The 21,121-nt window shown below is 68.6% G+C and carries 22 protein-coding genes; 14 read left to right on the forward strand and 8 right to left on the reverse strand.

The genetic code is table 11. The features are described 5' to 3' along the window. Positions 1-4 precede the first annotated feature (4 nt). Both ACYVKR_RS08775 and ACYVKR_RS08780 read left to right on the forward strand, forming a co-directional pair. Positions 5-217 carry a YbdD/YjiX family protein gene (locus ACYVKR_RS08775; RefSeq protein ID WP_460480425.1) on the forward strand — a complete coding sequence of 71 codons (213 nt, stop codon included), beginning with the start codon at positions 5-7 and terminating at the stop codon, positions 215-217. A 156-nt stretch (positions 218-373) separates the two neighbouring features. Next, entirely contained in the window at positions 374-547 is a 174-nt protein-coding gene (locus tag ACYVKR_RS08780) for a DUF1328 domain-containing protein (RefSeq protein WP_460480426.1), read from the forward strand. Between the two features lie 9 nt (positions 548-556). Here ACYVKR_RS08780 and ACYVKR_RS08785 read toward each other — a convergent pair whose 3' ends face one another. After that, a complete protein-coding gene (locus ACYVKR_RS08785; RefSeq protein ID WP_460480427.1) occupies positions 557-1,237 on the reverse strand; it encodes an NUDIX hydrolase in 681 nt (226 codons plus the stop codon). Positions 1,238-1,337: 100 nt separating this feature from the next. Here ACYVKR_RS08785 and ACYVKR_RS08790 point away from each other — a divergent pair, with 100 nt between their 5' ends. The 11 genes from ACYVKR_RS08790 to ACYVKR_RS08840 all read left to right on the forward strand — a co-directional run bounded on the left by ACYVKR_RS08790 (position 1,338) and on the right by ACYVKR_RS08840 (position 12,924). Further along, a complete protein-coding gene (locus ACYVKR_RS08790) occupies positions 1,338-2,156 on the forward strand; it encodes a cysteine hydrolase family protein (RefSeq protein WP_460480428.1) in 819 nt (272 codons plus the stop codon). A 76-nt stretch (positions 2,157-2,232) separates the two neighbouring features. After that, positions 2,233-3,420, forward strand: a complete 1,188-nt coding sequence (gene pncB / locus ACYVKR_RS08795; RefSeq protein ID WP_460480682.1) for a nicotinate phosphoribosyltransferase — start codon at positions 2,233-2,235, stop codon at positions 3,418-3,420. A gap of 10 nt (positions 3,421-3,430) precedes the next feature. Continuing rightward, positions 3,431-5,131: an NAD(+) synthetase gene (locus ACYVKR_RS08800; protein WP_460480429.1), complete on the forward strand. Its 1,701-nt coding sequence runs from the start codon at positions 3,431-3,433 to the stop codon at positions 5,129-5,131. Positions 5,132-5,134: 3 nt separating this feature from the next. Beyond that, positions 5,135-6,196, forward strand: coding sequence for a bifunctional nicotinamide-nucleotide adenylyltransferase/Nudix hydroxylase (locus ACYVKR_RS08805; protein ID WP_460480430.1), 1,062 nt, complete (start codon positions 5,135-5,137; stop codon positions 6,194-6,196). A 6-nt stretch (positions 6,197-6,202) separates the two neighbouring features. Next, the gene (locus tag ACYVKR_RS08810; RefSeq protein ID WP_460480431.1) at positions 6,203-7,630 is read left to right on the forward strand and encodes a hypothetical protein; all 1,428 of its coding nucleotides are present in this window, start codon (positions 6,203-6,205) and stop codon (positions 7,628-7,630) included. Beyond that, a complete protein-coding gene (locus ACYVKR_RS08815) occupies positions 7,620-8,507 on the forward strand; it encodes a decaprenyl-phosphate phosphoribosyltransferase (protein ID WP_460480432.1) in 888 nt (295 codons plus the stop codon). Before ACYVKR_RS08810 ends, ACYVKR_RS08815 begins: the two co-directional genes overlap by 11 nt. A gap of 2 nt (positions 8,508-8,509) precedes the next feature. Next, positions 8,510-8,932: a divergent PAP2 family protein gene (locus ACYVKR_RS08820; RefSeq protein WP_460480433.1), complete on the forward strand. Its 423-nt coding sequence runs from the start codon at positions 8,510-8,512 to the stop codon at positions 8,930-8,932. A 45-nt stretch (positions 8,933-8,977) separates the two neighbouring features. Continuing rightward, positions 8,978-9,454, forward strand: coding sequence for a GNAT family N-acetyltransferase (locus ACYVKR_RS08825; RefSeq protein WP_460480434.1), 477 nt, complete (start codon positions 8,978-8,980; stop codon positions 9,452-9,454). 271 nt (positions 9,455-9,725) lie between these two features. Beyond that, the gene (gene groES, locus ACYVKR_RS08830; RefSeq protein ID WP_460480435.1) at positions 9,726-10,016 is read left to right on the forward strand and encodes a co-chaperone GroES; all 291 of its coding nucleotides are present in this window, start codon (positions 9,726-9,728) and stop codon (positions 10,014-10,016) included. A 93-nt stretch (positions 10,017-10,109) separates the two neighbouring features. Beyond that, a complete protein-coding gene (gene groL / locus ACYVKR_RS08835) occupies positions 10,110-11,747 on the forward strand; it encodes a chaperonin GroEL (RefSeq protein ID WP_460480436.1) in 1,638 nt (545 codons plus the stop codon). A gap of 196 nt (positions 11,748-11,943) precedes the next feature. Continuing rightward, on the forward strand, positions 11,944-12,924 hold the full coding sequence (locus ACYVKR_RS08840) for an AraC family transcriptional regulator (RefSeq protein WP_460480437.1): 981 nt from the start codon (positions 11,944-11,946) through the stop codon (positions 12,922-12,924). Positions 12,925-12,941: 17 nt separating this feature from the next. On the opposite strand, the gene ACYVKR_RS08845 is transcribed toward ACYVKR_RS08840, so the two are convergent. Genes ACYVKR_RS08845 through ACYVKR_RS08875 form a run of 7 tightly spaced genes read right to left on the reverse strand, consistent with a single transcriptional unit; the run spans position 12,942 to position 19,664 of the window. Continuing rightward, on the reverse strand, positions 12,942-13,721 hold the full coding sequence (locus tag ACYVKR_RS08845) for a cyclase family protein (protein WP_460480438.1): 780 nt from the start codon (positions 13,719-13,721) through the stop codon (positions 12,942-12,944). Between the two features lie 35 nt (positions 13,722-13,756). Continuing rightward, entirely contained in the window at positions 13,757-15,352 is a 1,596-nt protein-coding gene (locus tag ACYVKR_RS08850; RefSeq protein WP_460480439.1) for a phytoene desaturase family protein, read from the reverse strand. A gap of 33 nt (positions 15,353-15,385) precedes the next feature. Then, complete coding sequence (locus tag ACYVKR_RS08855) at positions 15,386-16,213, reverse strand: SDR family oxidoreductase (RefSeq protein ID WP_460480440.1); 828 nt, start codon at positions 16,211-16,213, stop codon at positions 15,386-15,388. Positions 16,214-16,215: 2 nt separating this feature from the next. Continuing rightward, positions 16,216-16,812 (reverse strand): cysteine hydrolase family protein, encoded by a 597-nt coding sequence (locus ACYVKR_RS08860; protein ID WP_460480441.1) that lies wholly within the window; start codon positions 16,810-16,812, stop codon positions 16,216-16,218. After that, positions 16,812-17,348: an aromatic-ring-hydroxylating dioxygenase subunit beta gene (locus ACYVKR_RS08865; RefSeq protein WP_460480442.1), complete on the reverse strand. Its 537-nt coding sequence runs from the start codon at positions 17,346-17,348 to the stop codon at positions 16,812-16,814. Before ACYVKR_RS08865 ends, ACYVKR_RS08860 begins: the two co-directional genes overlap by 1 nt. Then, a complete protein-coding gene (locus ACYVKR_RS08870; RefSeq protein WP_460480443.1) occupies positions 17,335-18,690 on the reverse strand; it encodes an aromatic ring-hydroxylating dioxygenase subunit alpha in 1,356 nt (451 codons plus the stop codon). Before ACYVKR_RS08870 ends, ACYVKR_RS08865 begins: the two co-directional genes overlap by 14 nt. Positions 18,691-18,704: 14 nt before the next feature. Next, on the reverse strand, positions 18,705-19,664 hold the full coding sequence (locus ACYVKR_RS08875) for a PDR/VanB family oxidoreductase (RefSeq protein WP_460480444.1): 960 nt from the start codon (positions 19,662-19,664) through the stop codon (positions 18,705-18,707). 265 nt (positions 19,665-19,929) lie between these two features. Here ACYVKR_RS08875 and ACYVKR_RS08880 point away from each other — a divergent pair, with 265 nt between their 5' ends. Beyond that, complete coding sequence (locus tag ACYVKR_RS08880; protein WP_460480445.1) at positions 19,930-21,120, forward strand: ABC transporter substrate-binding protein; 1,191 nt, start codon at positions 19,930-19,932, stop codon at positions 21,118-21,120. The last annotated feature ends 1 nt before the right edge of the window (position 21,121 follow it).

Here is a 21,121-nt window from a genome sequence, read left to right on the forward strand (position 1 = left end):
CGCGATGCTCAATCTGCAGCAACTGAAGCAGGCCGGCAGCTATCTCGGGCAGGCCGCCCGCCTGATGGTCGGCATGCCCGACTATGGCACCTACGTGCGCCACATGGAGCAGACCCACCCGGGCCAGCCCTGCATGAGCTACGAGGAGTTCTTCAAGAACCGCCTGGATGCGCGCTACGGCGCCAGCGGTGCGGGACGGCCCATGCGCTGCTGCTGACGCCTGCCCTGCGCCTCTAAAAAGCATGCCCCCCGGGGCATGCTTTTTTCATGGCGGCGCGGCGGCCTCCTACGCAGGGTTTCCCGCAAGCACCTACGGCCGCGGCAGGGGTGGCGGCACTACGCTGGGGCCTTCGACAACGACAAGGAGTCCTCCATGCTGAAGTGGGCCATCATCTTCGCCATCATCTCGCTGGTTGCCGGTGTGCTGGGGTTCACCGGCATTGCGGCGGGCGCGGCCGGCATTGCCAAGATCCTGTTCTTCATCTTCGTGGCCATCGCCATCCTCTTCGTCGTGCTGGCAATGCTGGGCATCAGCCTGTTCAGTTGACGAAGCTCGCTACAGCCCCCGCGCGCTCAAGGCCAGCGCCTGGCGGAAGGCCGGCCGCACGCGGTACAGCTGGGCTGGTCGGTGGGCGCCGCCCTGCATCGCGCCCGGCACGGCCTCGAGCAGGCCCATCTCGTCCATCTTGCGGCGAAAGCTCACCTTGTTCAGCGGCTCGCCCAGCACGGCCTCGTAGACCGACTGCAGGTACGGCAGCGTGAAGGTGTCGCCGCACAGGTGCACCGGCAGCGACGAATACTGGCTCTTGCTGCGCACGCGCGCCAGCGCGGCCTCGATGATGGCGCGGTGGTCGAACGGCAGCTGCGGCAGCGCTGCCACCGGCACCACGGCCACGTCAGCCCGGTCTGCAGGTAGCTGCGGCTGCGGCACCAGCGCACAGTAGGCGATCGCCACCGACCAGCCGCGCGGGTCTCGCGCCGGGCCGCTGAAGGTGGCCAGCTGCTCCAGGTACACCCCGTCGATGCCGGCCTTGTCGCGCAGCACCCGCGCCGCACTGGCCTGGGCGTCGGCATCCTCCTGCGCATGGACGTAGCCGCCGGGCAGCGCCCACACACCGGCGAACGGCGCATGCGCGCGCCGCACCAGCACCGCATGCAGCTCGCTGTCGACCAGGGTCAGCAGCACCACGTCGACGCTGACCAGCACCCCGGTCTCCATGTCCGTGGTTTTCTTCATTTTGTTACCAAGTCTCCAGGCATGCGGACAAGTATGCCACCGCCACTTAGTTGCAAAACTAAATTAACAGGCGTAGACTGCGTGCATCGAAGGAGTCAGCATGCAGTCCACCATCCAGTTGCTCGTCATCGACCCGCAGAACGATTTCTGCGACCTGCCCGCCCGCGAGGGGCAGACGCCCGCGCTGCCGGTGGCCGGCGCGCATGCCGACCTGCAGCGCCTGGCCCGCTGGATCGAGCGCCAGGCCGCGCGGCTCGACCGCATCACCGTCACGCTGGACTCGCACCAGGCCTATGACATCGCCCACCCTGCCTTCTGGCTGCAGCCGGGTGGCGCGGCCGTAGCGCCCTTCACCACCATCAGCGCCGCCCAGGTGCGCGCCGGCGGCTACGCACCGCGCGACGCCACGGCGCTGCCGCGCACGCTGGCCTACCTGGATGCGCTGGAGGCCCAGAGCCGCTACCAGCTGATGGTCTGGCCGCTGCACTGCGAGATCGGCAGCTGGGGCCATGGCGTGCATGCCGACGTGCTCGCCGCCTGCCGCCGCTGGCAAGAGCGGCGCCAGCGCGCGGTGCGCCATGTCTTCAAGGGCATGAACCCCTGGACCGAGCACTACAGCGCCATCCGCGCCGAGGTGCCCGACCCGCAGGACGCGGACACCGGCGTCAACGAGGCCCTGCTGGCCGGGCTGCGCGAAAGCTCGCTGCTGGTGATCGCCGGCGAGGCCGGCAGCCACTGCGTGCGGGCCACCACCGAGCACATCGTGCAGCACTGGGGCGCGCCCGACCTGTCGCGCATCGTGCTGCTCACCGACTGCATGAGCCCGGTGGCCGGCTTCGAGGCGGCGCAGGACGCGTTTTTCTCGCGCATGCGCGAACTCGGTGTACGCTGCGAAAACAGCGCGGCCTTCGATTTATAGTCTTTTTGGCCTGTAGCGCTCATGTAGCAAGCGCCAGCAGCTATCAATTTCATAGATGAAGCACAGAGACAACGGCATGACGCCCATCATCACCAGCCTGCTCGACACCGACCTGTACAAGTTCACCATGTGGCAGGCCATGCTGCACCGCCACCCGCAGACGCAGTCGCTGTACCGCTTCGTCTGCCGCACCAAGACCGCCTTCCCGATGGCCGAGCTGGTCGACGAGGTGCGCGCCGAGATCGACCACCTGTGCCAGCTCAAGTTCCGCAAGGACGAGCTGGACTACCTGGCGAGCTGGCGCTTCATGAAGTCGGACTTCATCGACTTCCTGCGCATCTTCCAGTTCCAGCGCGACTTCATCGAGGTCCGGGCCGACGGCGAGCACCTGCACATCGTGGCCAGCGGCCCGCAGGTGCATGTGATGGGCTTCGAGATCTTCGTGCTGTCCATCGTCAACGAGCTGTACTTCCGCCGCTTCGACCAGCAGGCCGCGCTCACCGAGGGCCGCCGGCGCCTGGCCGCCAAGGTGGTGCGGCTGCAGGAGCTGGCTCAGGAGGCCAAGCACCGCCACCCGTTCGAGCTGTTCGACTTCGGCGTGCGCCGGCGCTTCTCGGGCGCGTGGCAGCGCGAGGTGGTGCAGACCTTCGCCACGCAGACGGCGCAGTGGTTCAAGGGCACGTCCAACGTGCTGCTGGCGCGCGACCTGGACCTGGTGCCCATCGGCACCATGGCGCACGAGTACCTGCAGAGCTACCAGGCGCACGGCGTGCGGCTGCGCGACTTCCAGAGCGCCGCGCTCGAGGACTGGGTGCAGGAATACCGCGGCGACCTGGGCGTCGCGCTGACCGATACCGTGGGCATGGACGCCTTCCTGGCCGACTTCGACCTGTACTTCGCCAAGCTCTTCGACGGCCTGCGCCACGACTCGGGCGACCCGTACCAGTGGGGCGAGAAGGCCCTGGCCCACTACGACCATCTGCGCATCAACGCCCACACCAAGCGCCTGGTGTTCTCGGACGGGCTGACGCTGGACTCGGCGCTGGCGCTGTACCAGCACTTCGCCGACCGCATCCAGTGCGGCTTCGGCATCGGTACCCAGCTGGCCAACGACATGGGGCTGGAGCACATCAACATCGTGATGAAGCTCACCCACGCCAACGGCCAGCCGGTGGCCAAGCTCTCGGACAGCCCGGGCAAGACGCTGTGCGACGACGAGACCTACCTGGCGTATCTCAAGCAGGTCTTCGGCGTCAAGAACTGAGGAGCCGACCATGCTGCGCATCACCCTGGCCCAGCTCAACGTCACCGTGGGCGACATCGACGGCAACATAGACCGCATGGCCGCCGCCGCCGAACGCGCCCAGGCCGAGGGCGCGGCGCTGGTGGTCTTTTCGGAGCTGTCGCTCACCGCCTACTACCCCGGCGACCTGCTGGACGAACCCGAGTTCCTCGCCCGCGTCGACGCCGGCCTGGCCCGGCTGCTGCAGGCCACGCGCCGGTGGCCCGGCCTGTACTGGGTGGTGGGCGCGCCCACGCGGCGCAGCGGCCCCGGCAAGCCGCTGCACAACAGCCTGCTGGTGCTGCAGGACGGCGCGATCCGCCTGCAGTACGACAAGCAGCTGCTGCCCACCTACAACATCTTCGACGAGCGCCGCCACTTCGAGCCCGGGCGCGACGCGGCCAAGGTGCTGCGCATAGGCAGCGCCCAGGTCGGCTTCCTGATCTGCGAGGACGGCTGGAACGACGAGGGCGCCGACTACGCCACCAACCCCTTCGAGCGCATGGCCGACGCCGCGCCCGACGTGGTCGTCAGCATCAACGCCAGCCCCAGCCAGCTGGGCAAGCGCGAGCAGCGCCACCAGATCTTCGGCCAGGCCGCGCAGCGCCACCAGCTGCCCATCCTGTACGTAAACCAGATCGGCGGGCACGACCAGATCGTCTACGACGGCGCCTCGTTCGCCGTGCAGCCCGACGCCGGCGTGGTGTGGGAGGCCCCGCGCTTTGCCGAGGCGGTATGCACGCTGCAGGTCGAGCAGGGCCGTTTTCTCGCCGCCGACGGCAGCCAGCCGCCGCGCCCGCCCGCACAGGGCCTGCCCACCATGGAGTTCTACCGCGAGCAGATCGTGCTGGGCCTGCGTGACTACGCGCGCCGCTGCGGCTTCAAACAGGTGGTGGTCGGCAGCTCGGGCGGCATCGACTCGGCCCTCACGCTGGCGCTGGCCGCCGAGGCGCTGGGGCCAGCCAACGTGGTCGGTATCACCATGCCGTCGCGCTTTTCGTCGAGCGGCTCGGTCGACGACTCGGTGGCGCTGTGCCGCAACCTCGGGATAGCACTCAAAACCCATCCCATCGCAGACCTGGTAAGCGCCTACAGCTCTCAATACGAGAGCAGCTTCGGCCAGCCGCTACAAGGCCTGCCGCTGGAGAACCTGCAGGCGCGCATCCGCGGCACCACCCTGATGGAGTTCAGCAACGCCTTCGGCCATCTGCTGCTCACCACTGGCAACAAGTCCGAGATCTCGGTGGGCTACTGCACGCTGTATGGCGACACCAACGGCGGCCTGGGCCTGATCGGCGACCTGTACAAGACCGAGGTGTTCGCGCTGGCGCGCCACGTCAACGAGCGCGCCGGCCGCGAGCTGATCCCGCAGGCCGTGATCGACAAGCCGCCGTCGGCCGAGCTGGCGCCGGGCCAGAAGGACGAGGACAGCCTGCCGCCCTACCCGGTGCTCGACGAGATCCTGCGCATCCTGATCGAGGGCCAGCGCCTGCCCGGCCGCGAATACGAGACCGCCCGCCGCTTCGTCGACCAGCTCGCCACCACGGCCGAGGGCCGCGCCACCATCGACAAGGTGCGCCGCCTGATCGTGCGCAGCGAGTACAAGCGCCGCCAGGCCCCGCCCATCCTGCGGCTGCGCCCGCGCGCCTTCGGCACCGGCCGGCAGATGCCCATCGCCGCCTTTTACCCCTGAGACATGAGCAACGCATCCGACACCTACGAAACCTATGACAGCGCCGTACTGATCGGCCGCTTCCAGCCGCCGCACCTCGGCCACCTGGCGCTGCTGCAGCAGGCGCTGGCGCGCGCCCGCCAGGTGGTGGTCATCCTCGGCTCCGCCTTCCAGGCGCGCAGCCCCAAGAACCCCTTCACCTGGCAGGAGCGCGCCGAGATGCTGGCCGGCGCGCTGCCGCCCGAGCAGGCTGCCCGCGTGCGCTTTGCCCCGGTGCGCGACTACTACGACGAGCCGCGCTGGGTGGCCGCCGTGCGCGAGGCCGTGCAGCAGCACACCGCGCCGGGCGAACGCATCGGCCTGGTGGGCCATTTCAAGGACAGCAGCAGCGGCTACCTGGCGCAATTCCCTGGCTGGAAGCTGGTGAGCCTGCCGCGGCAAAACGAGTTCGACGCCACGCCGGTGCGCGACGCGTGGTTCGGCGCCGAGCCTGCCGCCATCGCGCAGGGCTTTCCGGCGCTGGCGCCCGCGCTGCCGCTGTCGTCGCTGCACTTCCTCCAGCAATGGAGCCGGCGCCCCGACTATGCCGAGCTGCAGGCCGAATGGCAGATGCTGCAGCGCTACAAGGCCTCGTGGGCCACGGCGCCCTACCCGCCGGTGTTCGTCACCGTGGACGCGCTGCTGCGCTGCGCCGACGAGGTGCTGGTGATCCGCCGCGGCCACGCGCCCGGCCGCGGTCTGCTGGCGCTGCCCGGCGGCTTCCTGGAGCCGCGCGACACGCTGTGGCAGTCCTGCCTGCGCGAGCTGGCCGAAGAGACCCACTGCACGCTCGATGAGCCCGCGCTGAAAAGCGCCCTGGTCTCCGTCAACGTCTTCGACCACCCCGACCGCAGCCAGCGCGGCCGCACCATCACCCATGTGCACTACTTCGACCTGAAGCACGCCCCCAAGCCCGGCGTGCGCGCCGACGACGACGCGGCCGAGGCCTTCTGGCTGCCCATCGCCGACATCGCCGCGCGCGAATCGGAGTTCTTCGAGGACCATTTCCGCATCTTGCAGAATCTGCTGTCGGGCAAGGGACAATAGCGCCCCATGCAAGCTTCTCTCCCGGCCCGCGCCGGCTCCCGTTGGCCCTGGCTGCTCATCGCCGCCCTGGTGGCGCTGGGTCTCGCCCGGTTCTTTGTTTTTTCCACGCACACGCCGCTGCTGGGCTATCCGAACAACTTCGATTTCCTGCGCACCTCGGGCTGCGTGGGTATCTGGAACTTCGACGAGCGCTCCGAGGCCTTCCACAGCCCGGCGCCGGACCGGGTCGTCGCCACGCTGGCCTATGGCGGCGAAAGGCTCTGGCAATACTGCAATCCCACCGCCGAGTCGCTGTACCTCAGCAGCCTGAAGCTGTGGCACCAGCTGGGCGACCGCTTTGCCATCCAGCAGCTCGGCTATGCCAAGCTGGCGGTGCTGCTGGCGGTGTTCTCGTGGCTGCTTTGCGCCATCACCAGTATGCGGCTGCGCCTGTTCCTGACCGTCGGCTTCGTGCTGCTGCTGTGGGACCTGAGCAGCCTGATGTACTTCCACGCGCTGTACCCCGTGTTCACCAGCGTGTTCTTCTCGCTGTTCCTCGCCGTGACCCTGGTGGCCTGCCGTTTCGACGCCTTCACGCGCAGCCGCTCCGGCTGGCTGCTGGTGGCCGGCCTGGCCTTCATGCTGGGCTTCTCGAACCAGCAGTACCTGTTCCTGGGCGTCGTGCTGGCGGCGCTGTTCGTGCTGATGAACGGCAGGCGCTATCCGGCCCAGGCCGCGGCCGTGCTGTGCGGCATCGTGGTGGCGGGGCTGTGCCAGCTCTACCTGCGGCCCGCGGAGAGCAAGGACTTCTATGCGGGCATCGACCGCGTCAACCGCACCGACACCATTTTCTATGGCGTGCTGATGAACTCCAGCAACCCGCAGGAGGCCGCCACCCTCGTGGGCTTGCGGCCCGAATGCGCGCAGTTTGCCGGCGTCAGCGCCCATATGTTCAACGAGCAAAAGATCAACACCTGCCCCGAAGTGAGCAAGGTGAGCCGGCTCAAGCTGCTGAACCTGGCGTTGCATCAACCCGGAACCATCGCCAAGACCCTGCTGAACGGCATCAACGAATACCAGTTCGTCTACGGCTTCATCAAGCACTACTTTCCCCGCCATGCCAGCGAACTGGCGCCGGGGCTGTTCGCCACCTCGCCGTCATCGCTCATCGTGGCCTCGCCCCGGCCGGTGTACTACGCCGGCCTCGCCGTGATGGCGCTCATCGCGGCAGCGGCCTTCGTGCTCTCGCTCGTCTCGCGCGGGAAAGACTCGCTCTGGGCCTGCACCATCTGGATCGGTGGCCTGGTGTGCTTCTACACCCTGTTCAGCTCGGTGTTCGGCGACGGCATGGTCGAGGTGGAGCGCCACATGGCGGTATTCCTGACCGGCTTCATCATGCTGTGGACCGGTGTTTTCTTCCAGGTGGCACAGCGCTGGAGCCGGCATGCGGACTGATGCGGCCCCCGCCCCGTCCACCGCCGAGCGCCTGCGCGGACTGGTCCGGTTGATGCGGCCCCGGCAGTGGGTCAAGAACGGCTTCGTGCTGGCGCCGCTGGTCTTCACCGGCTCGTTTCTGAACCGCGATGCAGTGGCGCATGCGCTGATGGCCATGCTGCTGTTCTGCCTGGCCTCGTCGGCCACGTATATCGTGAACGACCTGCGCGACATCGAGCACGACCGCAAGCATCCGCGCAAATCCCGCACCCGGCCCCTGGCCGCCGGCGTGGTGACGGTGCCGCAGGCGCTGGCCCTGCTCGGCCTGCTCTACGTACTGCTGGTCGCCGGCTGGTGGCTGGCGCCCGAGGTGGTGCAGGTGATCGCGGTCTACCTGCTGCTGAACCTGGCCTACACCTACTACCTGAAGCACCAGCCGGTGCTGGACATCTTCACGATCGCCATCGGCTTCGTGCTGCGCGTGTGGGGCGGAGCCCAGGCGCTGCACGTTCCCGTCAGCTCGTGGATGTTCGTCACCACGCTGTGCCTGGCGCTGTACCTCGCCGCCCTCAAGCGCCGCCAGGAGCTGCAGCAAAGCGGCACCGAATCGCGCGCGGTGCTGGAGAAATACTCGGTGCCGCTGGTCGACCGCTACGCCGAGATCGCCGCCACCGGCGCGCTGCTGTTCTACAGCATGTTCGTCATGTCGGTGCGGCCGCAGCTGGTGGTGTCGATCCCGCTGGTGCTGTTCGGCCTGTTCCGCTACTGGTACGTGGTGGATGTGCTGGATGGCGGCGAATCGCCCACCGACGCCCTGCTGGCCGACTGGCCGTTGCTCGCCACCGTGCTGGCCTGGGTGGCCGTGTGCGTGTGGGCCATGACCGGGGTGAAGGGATGAGCATGGACCTGTCCTACCTGTTGACCCCGTTTCTCGCCTGGCTGGCGGCCGGCTCGCTCAAGTTCGCCATCAACAGCCTGCGCGCCGGCCAGCCGGCCTTCGGGCTGATCGGCTACGGCGGCATGCCCAGCAACCACAGCGCGATCGTCAGCAGCATGGCGGTGCTGATCGGCTTGAAGCACGGCATCTCGCACCCGGCCTTCGGCGTGGCGCTGGCGCTGGCCTTCGTCGTGATCCTCGATGCCGCCAGCCTGCGCCGGCAGGTGGGCCGGCATGCGGCCGCCATCAACCGGCTGAACCGCGGCCACGGCGATGCCCTGCCGCTGCGCGAGCGCATGGGGCATACGCGCTGGGAAATCCTCGGCGGCATCGCCACCGGGGCGCTGGTGGCCTGGCTGGTCGCCACCTGGCTTCCGCGGCTGTAAGGATCGCGCCTGCTAGGATGCACGCTTTTTTGCGCAGCTCCCGCCATGGCCCTCACCATCCGCCCCGCCACCCTCGAAGACACCGACACCATCCTGCGCTTTGTGCGCGACCTGGCGATCTATGAAAAGGCCGAGCACGAGGTGCTCTCCACGCCGGCGCATGTGCACCAGACCATGTTCAGCGAAGGCGCCACGGCCCATGGCCTGATCTGCGAGCAGGACGGCGTGGCCATCGGCTTCGCGGTGTACTTCTTCAACTACTCCACCTGGCAGGGCCGCAACGGCCTGTACCTCGAAGACCTGTACATCGACCCGGCCTGCCGCGGCAACGGCGCCGGCAAGGCCATGTTCCGCCACCTGGCGCGCATCGCGGTCGAGCAGGATTGCGGCCGCTTCGAGTGGAGCGTGCTCGACTGGAACACCCCGGCGATCCGCTTCTATGACAGCCTCGATGCCAAGCCGCAGAGCGAGTGGATCCGCTACCGGCTCACCGGCGATGCGCTGAAGGCCCTCGCAGGGTAAACCCCGAAAAATCCTGAAAAGATAGCAGCCTGCGCTCTCTGCATCTTGGTTTCACGGCAGTTTCATCAAAACGATGGCTGCCTTCGCGCAAAATTTTTACCCCTGTCTCTTGAATCGTCGCCGGCAGACCGTATTATTAGCACTCATAGAAGCCGAGTGCTAACAGCATCGCTGACCGCCTTGGCTTCTTGCTTGTTTACCCGCCGCGCCGGCCTGCGCCAGCGCGGCGCCGACATCGAAACCTGGTATTGACACCATTGAAGGAGTTGTGATGAACCTGCGTCCCCTGCACGATCGCGTGATCGTTAAGCGCCTGGAAAACGAAACCAAGACCGCTTCGGGCATCGTGATCCCCGACAACGCCGCCGAGAAGCCCGACCAGGGCGAAGTGCTGGCCGTGGGCCCCGGCAAGAAGAACGACAAGGGTGAATCCATCGCCCTGGGCGTGAAGGTCGGCGACCGCGTGCTGTTCGGCAAGTACTCGGGCCAGACCGTGAAGGTCGACGGCAACGAACTGCTGGTGATGAAGGAAGAAGACCTGTTCGCGGTCGTTGAGAAGTAATTCTCTTTCGCTCATTCAATTTTCATAGCTGCTTGCGCTTGATAGACAAGGGCTGGCAGCCAATTTGACCCAAATTTTTTGTAGGAGCCACAAATGGCAGCAAAAGACGTAGTTTTCGGCGGCGAAGCCCGCGCCCGCATGGTTGAAGGCGTGAACATCCTGGCCAACGCGGTCAAGGTCACCCTGGGCCCCAAGGGCCGCAACGTGGTGCTGGAGCGCTCGTTCGGCGCCCCCACCGTGACCAAGGACGGCGTGTCCGTGGCCAAGGAAGTCGAACTGAAGGACAAGCTGCAGAACATGGGCGCTCAGCTCGTGAAGGAAGTGGCCTCCAAGACCAACGACATCGCCGGTGACGGCACCACCACCGCCACCGTGCTGGCCCAGGCCATCGTGCGCGAAGGCTCCAAGTACGTGGCCGCCGGCCTGAACCCGATGGACCTCAAGCGCGGCATCGACAAGGCTGTCGCCGCCCTGGTGGAAGAGCTGAAGAAGCAATCCAAGGCCACCACCACCTCCAAGGAAATCGCCCAGGTCGGCTCGATCTCCGCCAACTCCGACGAATCCGTGGGCAACATCATTGCCGAAGCCATGGACAAGGTCGGCAAGGAAGGCGTGATCACCGTGGAAGAAGGCAAGAGCCTGGACAACGAGCTGGATGTCGTGGAAGGCATGCAGTTCGACCGTGGCTACCTGTCGCCCTACTTCATCAACAACCCCGAGAAGCAGGCCGCCATCCTGGACAACCCCTTCGTGCTGCTGTACGACAAGAAGGTCAGCAACATCCGTGACCTGCTGCCCACGCTGGAAGCCGTGGCCAAGGCCGGCCGTCCGCTGCTGATCGTGGCTGAAGACGTCGAAGGCGAAGCGCTGGCGACCCTGGTGGTCAACACCATCCGCGGCATCCTGAAGGTCGTGGCCGTGAAGGCTCCTGGCTTCGGCGACCGCCGCAAGGCCATGCTGGAAGACATCGCCATCCTGACCGGCGGCAAGGTGATCGCTGAAGAAGTGGGCCTGACGCTCGAGAAGGTGACGCTGGAAGACCTGGGCCAGGCTGCCCGCGTCGAGATCGGCAAGGAAAACACCACCATCATCGACGGCGCTGGCCAGGCTGCTGAAATCGAAGCCCGCGTCAAGCAGATCCGCATCCAGATCGAAGAAGCCACCAGCGACTACGACCGCGAGAAGCTGCAAGAGCGCGTGGCCAAGCTGGCCGGCGGCGTGGCCGTGATCAAGGTCGGCGCTGCCACCGAAGTCGAGATGAAGGAAAAGAAGGCCCGCGTGGAAGACGCGCTGCACGCCACCCGCGCTGCCGTGGAAGAAGGCATCGTGGCCGGCGGCGGCGTGGCCCTGCTGCGCGCCAAGCAAGCCGTGGGCGAGCTGAAGACGGGCAATGCCGAGCAGGACGCCGGCATCAAGCTGGTGCTGAAGGCCATCGAAGCCCCGCTGCGCGAGATCGTGGCCAACGCCGGTGGCGAGCCCTCGGTGGTGGTCAACGCCGTGCTGAACGGTTCGGGCAACTACGGCTTCAACGCCGCCAACGACACCTACGGCGACATGCTGGAAATGGGTATCCTGGACCCGACCAAGGTGACCCGCACCGCGCTGCAGAACGCCGCTTCCGTGGCCTCGCTGCTGCTGACGACCGAAGCCATGATCGCCGAAGCCCCCAAGGCCGAGGCAGCGGCTCCGGCCATGCCCGACATGGGCGGCATGGGCGGCATGGGCATGTAATCGCCCCGCTGCTCTGAGCCTGGCTCACAGCACAGCCCCGCAGGTTTGCGCCTGCGGGGCTTTTTTCATGTCTCCGGCCCGGGTGGATTCACCGATGGGCAAGTCGGCTCCGATAGCGCAGACTGAACGGCTCCCTCGGCCTCCCGCGGCAAGAGGGGAAACGGCGGCCCCACGAACGCCTCGGAGACCACACGACATGTACGCCACCTCGCTGGATCTCTCGAAGATCTACAGCCACCCCGTGCTGCGCTCGCGCTCCAGCACCGAGTCGCAGCGGCTGATGTGCCAGGCCATTGCCGAGCACCGCCTGCGCTGGGGCGACGGCAACGTGGACACGGCGCTGTACCGGCGCAAGCTCGGCCATATCGAGCTGCTCGTGCTGAAGTACGGGGCCGAGGTCGAGGTCAGCCCCGAGGCCTTCGACGATTTCGCGCTGGTCCAGGTGCCGCTGCAGGGCACCGCGGACATCGAGGCCGGCGGCCACTCGACCCGCATCGGCAACGGCGAGATCGCCGTGCTGTCGGCGCGGCATGGCGCCCGCATCCACTGGCAGGCCGGCTGCCAGCAATTGATCGTCAAGGTGCCGGACGCGATGATGCAGGGCCCGGCCGCTTCTTCGCGCGCTATCTGGCACAGCTCGGTCTTCAAGCTGGCCCCCGAGACCGCGAGCCAGTGGCTCAGCCTGCTGCAGCAGATGCTGGTGCTGCTGCCGCCCGCGAACGGCGCCGCGCCGTCGCAGGCCTGGCTGGCGCATTTCGAGCATGCGCTGGCCCTGTACCTCGGGGCGCACCAGCCATCGCCCCAGAGCGCAGGCGCCAGCCCCGCGGGCATGGCGCTCGAATCCGCGATGGCCGGCCGCCACCGCATCGACCAGCTCGAAGCCTATATCGGCAGCAACCTGTTCGAGCCGCTGTCGCTGGACGACCTCGCGGACGCCCTGGGCGTGACGAACCGCACGCTCAACGCGCTGTGCCAGAAGTACCGCGGCGTCTCGCCCATGCACCTGGTGCGCAACCTGCGGCTGGACGAGGCACGCCGCGAGCTGCTGTCATCCCAGTCGCGGAACGTGACCGAGATCGCCATCGAATGCGGCTTCGGCCACCTCGGGCGCTTCTCCGCCTACTACAAGGAGCGCTTCGGCGAGCTGCCGCGCCAGACCACGCGGCTGCACCAGTAGCGCCAGACCTTGCGCGGCTAGGAGACCAGCGCGAGCACGCGCAGCGGGCTGCCCGAACCGCCTTCGATCTTCAGCGGCGCCGCCACGATGAGCACGCCGGTGGCGGGCAGCTGGTCGAGGTTGCGCAGGCACTGCAGGCCGAATTTGTTGGCCCCGTGCATCAGCGTGTGGCAGGGATAGGCCACCGGCCACTGGTAGGACTGGCCGGCATCCGTGTTGATCGTCTCGACCCCGAAGCCGGCCACGTTGCGCTCGCGGATCAGCCACTCCACCGCCTGCTGCGTCGGGCCGGGCGTGTGGGCGCCGTCCTCGCGCATGTTGACGAAGGATGCGGGATCGGCGAGCCGCCGCGACCAGTCGGTGCGCAGCAGCAGCCAGGCGCCTTCGGGGATGCGCCCGTGCCGGGCCTCCCAGGCTTCGAGGAATTCCACCGTCAGCAGCCAGTCATCGTTCTCCGCGACCTGCGCGCTCGCGTCCACCACCACGGCCGGTGCGATGAAGCGCTGCGGCGCGATGGTGTCCACGCTGTTCAGGGGCTGGTCCTTGCCCGTCACCCAGTGCGCCGGGGCGTCGAAATGCGTGCCGGTGTGCTCGCCGCAGCTGAAGTTGTTCCAGTACCAGCCCGGCCCCGCGTCGTCGTAGCGCGAGATGCGCTCCATCCTGAAGGGTGCGACCTGGCCGAACTGCGGCGGCAGTTGCAGCGCCGGAAAGGACTCGTTGAGCGTGTGCGTCAGGTCGATGACCCGGACGGATCCGCTGGCGATGTCCTGGGCGAATTGGGCAAGCGATGAAGTCATAGAGGTCTCCTGAAAAAACAATGCGGTCGTGCGGCTCAGGCCGCGCCCAGGGCCTGCGCCACATGGAAGCCCGAGCCGCCGCCCAGGCCCGGGCCGGGATGCGTGGAGGCGCCGATGTGCCACAGGTGTGCCACCGGCGTCTCGTGGTTGCGGGTGGCGCGCAGCGGCCGCCACAGGAAGGACTGGTCCAGGCTGCAGTCACCGCCGTAGGGATCGCCGCCCACCAGGTTGATGTTCAGCGCCTCGAGGTCGGCCGGCGACAGCACCGCCCGCGCCAGCAGGCTGCTGCGCAGGTTGGGCACCTGGGCCGCGAGCCGGTCGACGATGCGGTCGGCAAAGGCCTCGCGCAGCGCGGTCGTCCAGCGCCCGCCCGCCGGCACCTCGATGCGGCCGGCCGCATCGCCGACCGGCTCGCGCGGGCACTCGGGCACCTGGATCCAGAGGATGTGCCGGCCCTCGGGGGCGCGGCTCGGGTCCAGCGCCGTCGGCTGCGCGACGCAGACCGTGGGCTCGACCGGCAGCAGGCCGCGCTCGGCCTCGTTCACCGCGCGCGAGACGGCATCCGCGCCCGCCGTCAGGTGCAGGTAGCCGACCCGGGCCAGTTCGGCATCGGGCCACGCGGGCGGCTCCGACAGCGCGAGATGGATCTGCATATTGCCCTTGCCGTGGCGCCACTGCCGCGCCTGCAGCGCGACTTCCGGCGGCACGGCCTCGGGCGGCAGCAGGCGCTGGTACAGCTGCGACGGGGTGACGTTGCAGACCACCTCGCGGGCACGCAACTCGCGCCCGTCGCCGAGCCGCACGCCCACGGCCCGCCCGCGCTCGACGAGCACCCGCTCGACGTCGGCACCTACCTCCAGCGTGCCGCCCGCCTCGCGGATCAGCCGCTCGAAGGCCCGCACGATGTTATAGTTGCCGCCCTGCACGATGGGCATGCCCACCGCCTCCAGCGAGAACGCGACGACACGCGCCATCAGCGCGGACAGCGGCGCATCCGGCCCCAGCCCGCAGTGCAACACCCAGGGCGCCAGCAGCGCCGCGGGCAGCTCGGAGCCGAAGGCCTGCGCCAGCCAGGGCCGCGCCGGCACCAGCGCCTGGCCGAAGAAGGCCGACAGCGCGCGCGGCCCCTGGCGCCAGGCCGCGCCGGCAATCGTCTTCGCCGTGCCCATCCCCCAGAGCTGGTTGCCCAGCAGCGAAAACAGCAGCGGCGCCTGGGTTGCCACCTCAGCCAGTGCGGCCTCGTAGGCCGCGCCGTCGCCGGGGTGCAGCGCATCGAAGCTGCGCACGTTGCGCTCGCGCGAGGTCGACAGCACCGCATGCCGGCCGTCGGGCAGCAGCACGCCGGTGGGCAGTTCCGTGTTGCAGTACTGCAGCCCAGCCTCGTGCAAGGCCTTGCCCAGCGCCGCATAGGCGGGGCCGACGAGGAACAGTGGATGCGCCGTGGACAGCGTGTCGTGCAGCAGGCCCGGCAGCGTGAGCTGGTCGGTGCGGATGCAGCCGCCGAGCACGGCCTCGCGTTCGAGCACGCGGACCTTGAGCCCCTTGCGCGCCAGCAGGGCCGCGCACACGAGTGAATTGATGCCGCTGCCGACGATCAGGGCGTCGTCGGTGGGTTGCTGGGTGTTGGGCATGGTGTGGATGCTGCAAGAAGATGGATGCGAGGGTCAGCGCTGGCCCGCCAGGCGGGCAAACCAGGTCGATGGCGAAATGCCCTGGTCGGGCCCCAGGCAGGCAAAGCCGCCATCGACGGCCAGGTCGGTGCCGGTCATCCACGAGGCATCGGCACTCGCGGCAAAGGCGATGGCCTGGCCGACCTCTTCGCCCCGGCCCACGCGGCCCAGTGGATGGAAGCGCGCACCGACGGCATCGGCGGCGGCCAGGTCGCCGCCGCTCATGCGCTCCACCGACGGCGACCAGGTCCAGGCCGGCGACACCGACAGCACCCGGATGCCGCGCGGCGCGAGGTCGACCGCGAAGTTGCGCGTGATCTGGATCAGCGCCGCCTTCGACGCCGGGTAGATCGCCCGCCCCGACGCGCCGAACTTGCCGCCCGTGCTGCCCACGTTGATGACGGTGCCGCCCGCGGGCATGTGGGCCACGGCCTTCTGCGTCAGCATCGCGGCCGATACCAGGTTGACGTTCAGCGTCGCCATCCACTGCGCCCGCGTCGAGGCCAGGCCGCTGTCGTCGTAGCTGCAGGCGTTGTTCACCAGGAGATGCACCGCGCCGCACTGCGCCGCCACGGCGGCGACGCAGCGGTCCAGCTCCGCATCGTCGGTGATGTCCACCTCGAGGTAGCTGGCCGACGCGCCGATCTCCGCAGCCACCACCTCGCCCGCGGCGCGGCTGCGGCCCAGCAGGAACACCCGAGCGCCCTCCAACGCGAGGACCTTCGCGATGTCCGCGCCCAGCCCCTGGGTCGCCCCGCTGACGATGGCCACGCGGCCCGCAAGCCGCCCTTCAAGCCGCCCTGCCGTTGTCGATATAGCCATGTCTACTCCCTCCCTTGCAGCAAGGCCGCAACCGTGCCTATCTCGGCGATCAGCCGCATGCTCTCCAGCGATGCGGCGTGGACCGCGCGGTCCGCCGCCGCGCAGGCGTCCTGCGCCACCGCCACCTCGAAGCCCCGGTCCGCCGCATCGCGCACCGTGCTTTCCACGGTGGAATGGGTGGCCACGCCGGCAACGATGACCCTGCGCGCGCCCAGCAGGTGCAGCAGGTATTCCAGCTCGGTGCCGTAGAAGGCGCTGATCCGCTTGTGCGTCACGACGAACTCGCTCGCGGCCGCCCGCGGCGCGAGCGCGTCGAAGAACTCGGCGCCCCAGCCGCCCTCCTGCACAGCAGCTATCTCCGCGGTGCGCCGCATGATCGGCATGTTCCGCGCCAGGTCGGCATAGTCGGGGCGGAAGGCGATGCGCCCGTGCAGGATGGGCCAGCCCTGGCGGCGCGCGCCGTCCAGCAGCCGGCCGGCCGCCTCGATCACGTCCTGCCGGCCCGGGTCGTCGGCGCCCAGGCCCACGCGGATGCGCCCGTCCGGGTGCAGGACATCGTTCTGGTAGTGCAGCGCGACGACTGCGGTGCCGCCCGGCATCAGATGAACACCTCGAGGTTGGCGAAGGTGTCGTCGCAGTTCACCAGGTCGACCCGCTTGAGCTGGATCTGCCAGCCGCCGTCGGGCGTGGCCTCCAGCTTGTGGAAGACGGTGCCGCACAGGTGCCGCAGCTCGCGGCGCCACTCGGTCATGTGCAGCGACGAGCGCACGATCAGCAGGCCCGCGGCATCCACGCCCTCGATGGCGATGCTGCCGAGCAGGCGCGTGCTGCGCGTCGGCGGCTGCTGCGACCAGTTGCGTTCGTTCTCCAGGCGCCGCACCCGCACCTCGCGCAGCATGCGGTCTTCCCAGAACAGCGAGATCTGCTCGAAGGGATTGGCCTGGCCGTGGAAGCGCGGCACCCAGTAGCGCCCCTGCTCCGTCCACAGGCCCAGCCAGTCGGAAAAGCGCCGCTCGTCCAGCAGGCGCGCCTCGTGCTGCAGGAAGCGCTCGACGCTGCGGCGCAGTTCCTCGCCGGCCGGCGCGGCGGCCGTGGCGGCGGTGGAGTGGTCAAAGCTGCGGTCAAGCAGTTGCATGGTGAGCCTCCTTGCCGGCGGTGTGTGCGGATGCGGCCGCGGCTGCAGGGGCCATGTAGGCGCGCCAGGCAGCGAACTGGTTGCGCATGGGCAGCTCGCTGGTGCCGTTGGTCGAGACCATGCCGTCGTCCAGCACCTGATCCGTGCCCAGGTAGCGGTGCAGGCTGACCCAGTCGCCGCCGCGGGTCCGGTTGCCCTCCTGGCAGCGGCGGTAGACCTCGACGTCGTCGGGCATCACGTTGGACGAGGGCGAGTTGATGAGGTTGGCGTAGGTCAGCGCCCGGTCGAAGACCTCGGGCGGCGCGCCCTTCAAGCGGAACACCTGGATCTCGATCATCGTGCGGTCCACGCTGATGGGTCGTATCACGCGGAACTGCTGGAACACGGTATGCGGCGAGCCGCTGCCGTAGATCACCGTGTTGTGGCGGTTCATGCCCAGGATCTCCTGCGCGCGCGCCTCGCCGTGCACCTGCGCCAGCGCCTCGACGTGGGCGCGCGACACCGGATCGCGGGTTGCGGCGGCGGGGTCGAAGATCCCCTCCATGTAGCCGTGGCCGTTGTGGTAGGCCCGCAGCTCCAGCTTTTCCCAGAACTCGTAGGGCTCGCCGTTGCCGTCCATGATGAGCAGCTCGAAGGGCATCTCGCCGATGGCGGCCGCCTCCTCGCGCGCGGCGACGAAGGACGACTCATGCGTGATGCGTGCATGCATGGAGTCGTGCAGGTTCTCGTAGAACACCTTCCAGTTCGAATGCTGCATGACGCGGAAGCTCCCCGCGGCCACCTCGACCTCGCCCTCGGGCGAGCGGTCGCAGAGGTTGTCGATCGACGAGATGACGCCGCCGAGGAAGGCCTTCAGGTCCGGGCCGTCGGCACTCTGGCTGGCAAAGACGAAGCCGCGGTAGCTCTCGACCCGCGCCAGGCGCCGCATCGAGAAATCGGGGTGGGCCGGGTCGTAGCAGGTATTCTCCAGGCCCTTGCGCAGCGGCGCCGACAGGTGCGTGCCGTCGAGCTTGAAGGTCCAGGCATGGTAGGGGCAACGGAAGAACCGCCCGGCGCAGCCCTCGCCCTCGGCCACCAGCTTGGCGCCCTTGTGCGGGCAGCGGTTGTACAGCACATGCACCTGTTTGTCCGCCGCGCGCACCATGACGACGTCCTGGTCGCCAAGGCGCGTGGTGTGGTAGTCGCCGGTGCCGGGCACCTGGCTCTCGTGCCCCACGTAGATCCAGGCCTTGCCGTAGATCCGTTCCATCTCCAAATCGAAGATCCGGGGATCGGTGTACACGCTGCGGTGCACGCTGTCGGCGCGCACCATGCCTGCCAGTGTCTCGGTGGACAGTTCCATTTCCATCTCCTTGGTCAAATTTCCAGCACCAGCCGGTCTGAGCGCGCGCGGGACACGCAGGTGCAGAACTGCCCCGCCGCATGCTCGCCGTCCGACAGGCAGCTGTCGCGGTGCTCGGCGTCGCCGCTGGTGACGCGCACCGCGCAGATGCCGCACTCCCCGCGGCGGCAGTCGAAGAGCGGCTCCATGCCGGCCGCCTCCATCGCTTCCATGACCGACTGGCCAGGCTGCACCAGCAGCTCCGCCCCGCCGCCGGCAAAGGCGACGGTGAAGGCCCCGTCGCCCGCGCCCTGCAGGCTGCCGGTGAAGAGTTCGTAGTGCACCTGGCCCTCGGGCCAGCCGAGCGCCGCCGCCGTATCCCGGACCGCGGCGATCAGCCCCTGGGGGCCGCAGACATACAGATGCCGGTCGCCCGATGCCGGGCCGATGAGCGCGGCCAGGTCGGGCCCGCGCGCGGGGTCGCCCTCGTCGAACCAGCAGCGCGCGCCGGGCAGGGCCGCGACCTCGTCGCCATAGGCGGCCTGGTCGCGCTGCCGCGCCAGGTAGTGCAGCTCGAAGGCCTGCCCGCGGGCGGCCAGCGCGCGCGCCATGCAGAGGATGGGCGTGATCCCTATGCCCGCGGCCAGCAGCAGCGGCGGCGCTGCATGCGCGCCCAGCTCGAACTGGTTGGCGGGCAGCCTGGCCTGCAGCAGCGCGCCTTCCTGCAGCCCATGCATCCAGCGCGATCCGCCCGAGCCCTCGGGCTCGTGCTGCACCGCGATCTCGTAGCAGCCGGCCGCCGCTGCATGCGGCGCCAGCAGCGAGTAGGCGCGGTGCATGGCACGCCCGCCCGCCTGCGGCCGGACCTCGATCTCGACGTGCGCGCCGGGGGTATAGGCCGGCAGCGCCGTGCCATCACAGGACGCGAGCGTGAACTGCCTGGTGCGCGGCGTGATGGAACGGATGCGCGTGAGGCGCAGGGTCAAGGCGGACATCGGGGCTCTCTGGTCGCTGGTGGGTATGGGGCCACGCAATGGCGCGGCCTGCCAGGCAATTTACGGAGATCGCCCGGCCGTGGCTATCCAGTGCTTGCAAGCCTTGTCCAGCATTGGCGAATCCCGGGTTTCCCCTGGTTTTGCGCGCAATTCGGACAAGCGCGCGGCGCGCTGCCAGTTCCGGATATACCGGCCGGCGCCGGCTTTGCAGAATCACGCCATCCAGTCACGTACTGGCCACTCACCACGAAGGACCGCGATAGCCATGACCCCACGCATCACCCGCATAGCCGCACTGGCGCTGTCACTGTGCCTCGGCGCCTCGGTGCTTCCGGCCCAGGCCGCCGATAGCGCCAGGATTGGTTTCCTGACCACGCTGTCCGGCCCCGGCAGCGCGCTGGGCCTCGACGCCCGCGATGGCTTCAAGCTCGCGCTCGAGCACCTGGGCGACAAGCTCGGCGGGCTGCCGGTGAAGCTCTCGGTCGCCGACGACCAGCAGGACCCGCAGGCCGGCCGCCAGGGCGTGGACCGCCTGCTCAAGCGCGACAAGGTCGACGTGATGACCGGCATCGTCTTCTCCAACGTGCTGCTGCCCGTCCTGCCCGAGATCCTGCGCAGCGACACCGTCTACCTGTCGGCCAATACTGGCCCGCGCGACTATGCCGGCGCCAAGTGCGATCCCAACTTCTTCGCCGTGGCCTGGCAGAACGAGGACATCCCCGCCGCGATGGGCCGCTTCGCCACCGACAAGGGCTACAAGCGGATTGCGCTGATCGCCCCCAACTACCCCGGCGGCCGCGAATCGCTGGACGGCTTCAAGCGCCTGTACAAGGGCGAGATCGTGCAGGAAAGCTATGCCAAGCTGGGCCAGCTGGACTTCGCGCCCGAGCTGGCCGCCATCCGCAGCGCCAGGCCCGATGCCGTGTTCTTCTTCCTGCCCGGCGGCATGGGCATCAACTTCATCAAGCAGTTTGGCGCCAGCGGCCTGGGCAAGGACGCCGCGCTGCTGACGCCGGGCTTCTCGGCCGACGAAGACACCATCAAGGCCGTGGGCAACGCCCTGGTGGGGACGTTCAACGCCTCGCAGTGGGCCGCCGACATGGACAACCCGGCCAACAAGCGCTTCGTCGCCGACTTCGCCAAGCGCTACGGGCGCGCGCCGACAATGTATGCCGCCCAGTCCTACGATGCCGCGCTGCTGCTCGATGCCGCCGTGCGCAAGGCCGGTGGCAAGATCGAGGACCGCGCCGCCTTGCGCGCGGCGCTGCGCACGGCCCAGTTCGGTTCGCTGCGCGGCGCGTTCCGCTTCAACACCAACCAGTACCCGATCCAGGACATCTATATGCGCGAGGTCTACACCGACAGCGCGGGCCGCATCACCAACCGCACCGTCGGCAAGGTGCTGAGCAACCACGCCGACGCCTTCGCGGGCGAGTGCAAGATGGCCGCCCGCTAGG

The organism is Comamonas humi, from assembly GCF_054782535.1.

What these genes read in the sequence shown, in the direction of transcription:
- ACYVKR_RS08775 (WP_460480425.1), top strand. Translation starts at nt 5, where the DNA reads ATGCTCAATCTGCAGCAACTGAAGCAGGCCGGCAGCTATCTCGGGCAG.
- ACYVKR_RS08780 (WP_460480426.1), top strand. Translation starts at nt 374, where the DNA reads ATGCTGAAGTGGGCCATCATCTTCGCCATCATCTCGCTGGTTGCCGGT.
- ACYVKR_RS08785 (WP_460480427.1), bottom strand. Translation starts at nt 1,237, where the DNA reads ATGAAGAAAACCACGGACATGGAGACCGGGGTGCTGGTCAGCGTCGAC.
- ACYVKR_RS08790 (WP_460480428.1), top strand. Translation starts at nt 1,338, where the DNA reads ATGCAGTCCACCATCCAGTTGCTCGTCATCGACCCGCAGAACGATTTC.
- pncB (WP_460480682.1), top strand. Translation starts at nt 2,233, where the DNA reads ATGACGCCCATCATCACCAGCCTGCTCGACACCGACCTGTACAAGTTC.
- ACYVKR_RS08800 (WP_460480429.1), top strand. Translation starts at nt 3,431, where the DNA reads ATGCTGCGCATCACCCTGGCCCAGCTCAACGTCACCGTGGGCGACATC.
- ACYVKR_RS08805 (WP_460480430.1), top strand. Translation starts at nt 5,135, where the DNA reads ATGAGCAACGCATCCGACACCTACGAAACCTATGACAGCGCCGTACTG.
- ACYVKR_RS08810 (WP_460480431.1), top strand. Translation starts at nt 6,203, where the DNA reads ATGCAAGCTTCTCTCCCGGCCCGCGCCGGCTCCCGTTGGCCCTGGCTG.
- ACYVKR_RS08815 (WP_460480432.1), top strand. Translation starts at nt 7,620, where the DNA reads ATGCGGACTGATGCGGCCCCCGCCCCGTCCACCGCCGAGCGCCTGCGC.
- ACYVKR_RS08820 (WP_460480433.1), top strand. Translation starts at nt 8,510, where the DNA reads ATGGACCTGTCCTACCTGTTGACCCCGTTTCTCGCCTGGCTGGCGGCC.
- ACYVKR_RS08825 (WP_460480434.1), top strand. Translation starts at nt 8,978, where the DNA reads ATGGCCCTCACCATCCGCCCCGCCACCCTCGAAGACACCGACACCATC.
- groES (WP_460480435.1), top strand. Translation starts at nt 9,726, where the DNA reads ATGAACCTGCGTCCCCTGCACGATCGCGTGATCGTTAAGCGCCTGGAA.
- groL (WP_460480436.1), top strand. Translation starts at nt 10,110, where the DNA reads ATGGCAGCAAAAGACGTAGTTTTCGGCGGCGAAGCCCGCGCCCGCATG.
- ACYVKR_RS08840 (WP_460480437.1), top strand. Translation starts at nt 11,944, where the DNA reads ATGTACGCCACCTCGCTGGATCTCTCGAAGATCTACAGCCACCCCGTG.
- ACYVKR_RS08845 (WP_460480438.1), bottom strand. Translation starts at nt 13,721, where the DNA reads ATGACTTCATCGCTTGCCCAATTCGCCCAGGACATCGCCAGCGGATCC.
- ACYVKR_RS08850 (WP_460480439.1), bottom strand. Translation starts at nt 15,352, where the DNA reads ATGCCCAACACCCAGCAACCCACCGACGACGCCCTGATCGTCGGCAGC.
- ACYVKR_RS08855 (WP_460480440.1), bottom strand. Translation starts at nt 16,213, where the DNA reads ATGGCTATATCGACAACGGCAGGGCGGCTTGAAGGGCGGCTTGCGGGC.
- ACYVKR_RS08860 (WP_460480441.1), bottom strand. Translation starts at nt 16,812, where the DNA reads ATGCCGGGCGGCACCGCAGTCGTCGCGCTGCACTACCAGAACGATGTC.
- ACYVKR_RS08865 (WP_460480442.1), bottom strand. Translation starts at nt 17,348, where the DNA reads ATGCAACTGCTTGACCGCAGCTTTGACCACTCCACCGCCGCCACGGCC.
- ACYVKR_RS08870 (WP_460480443.1), bottom strand. Translation starts at nt 18,690, where the DNA reads ATGGAACTGTCCACCGAGACACTGGCAGGCATGGTGCGCGCCGACAGC.
- ACYVKR_RS08875 (WP_460480444.1), bottom strand. Translation starts at nt 19,664, where the DNA reads ATGTCCGCCTTGACCCTGCGCCTCACGCGCATCCGTTCCATCACGCCG.
- ACYVKR_RS08880 (WP_460480445.1), top strand. Translation starts at nt 19,930, where the DNA reads ATGACCCCACGCATCACCCGCATAGCCGCACTGGCGCTGTCACTGTGC.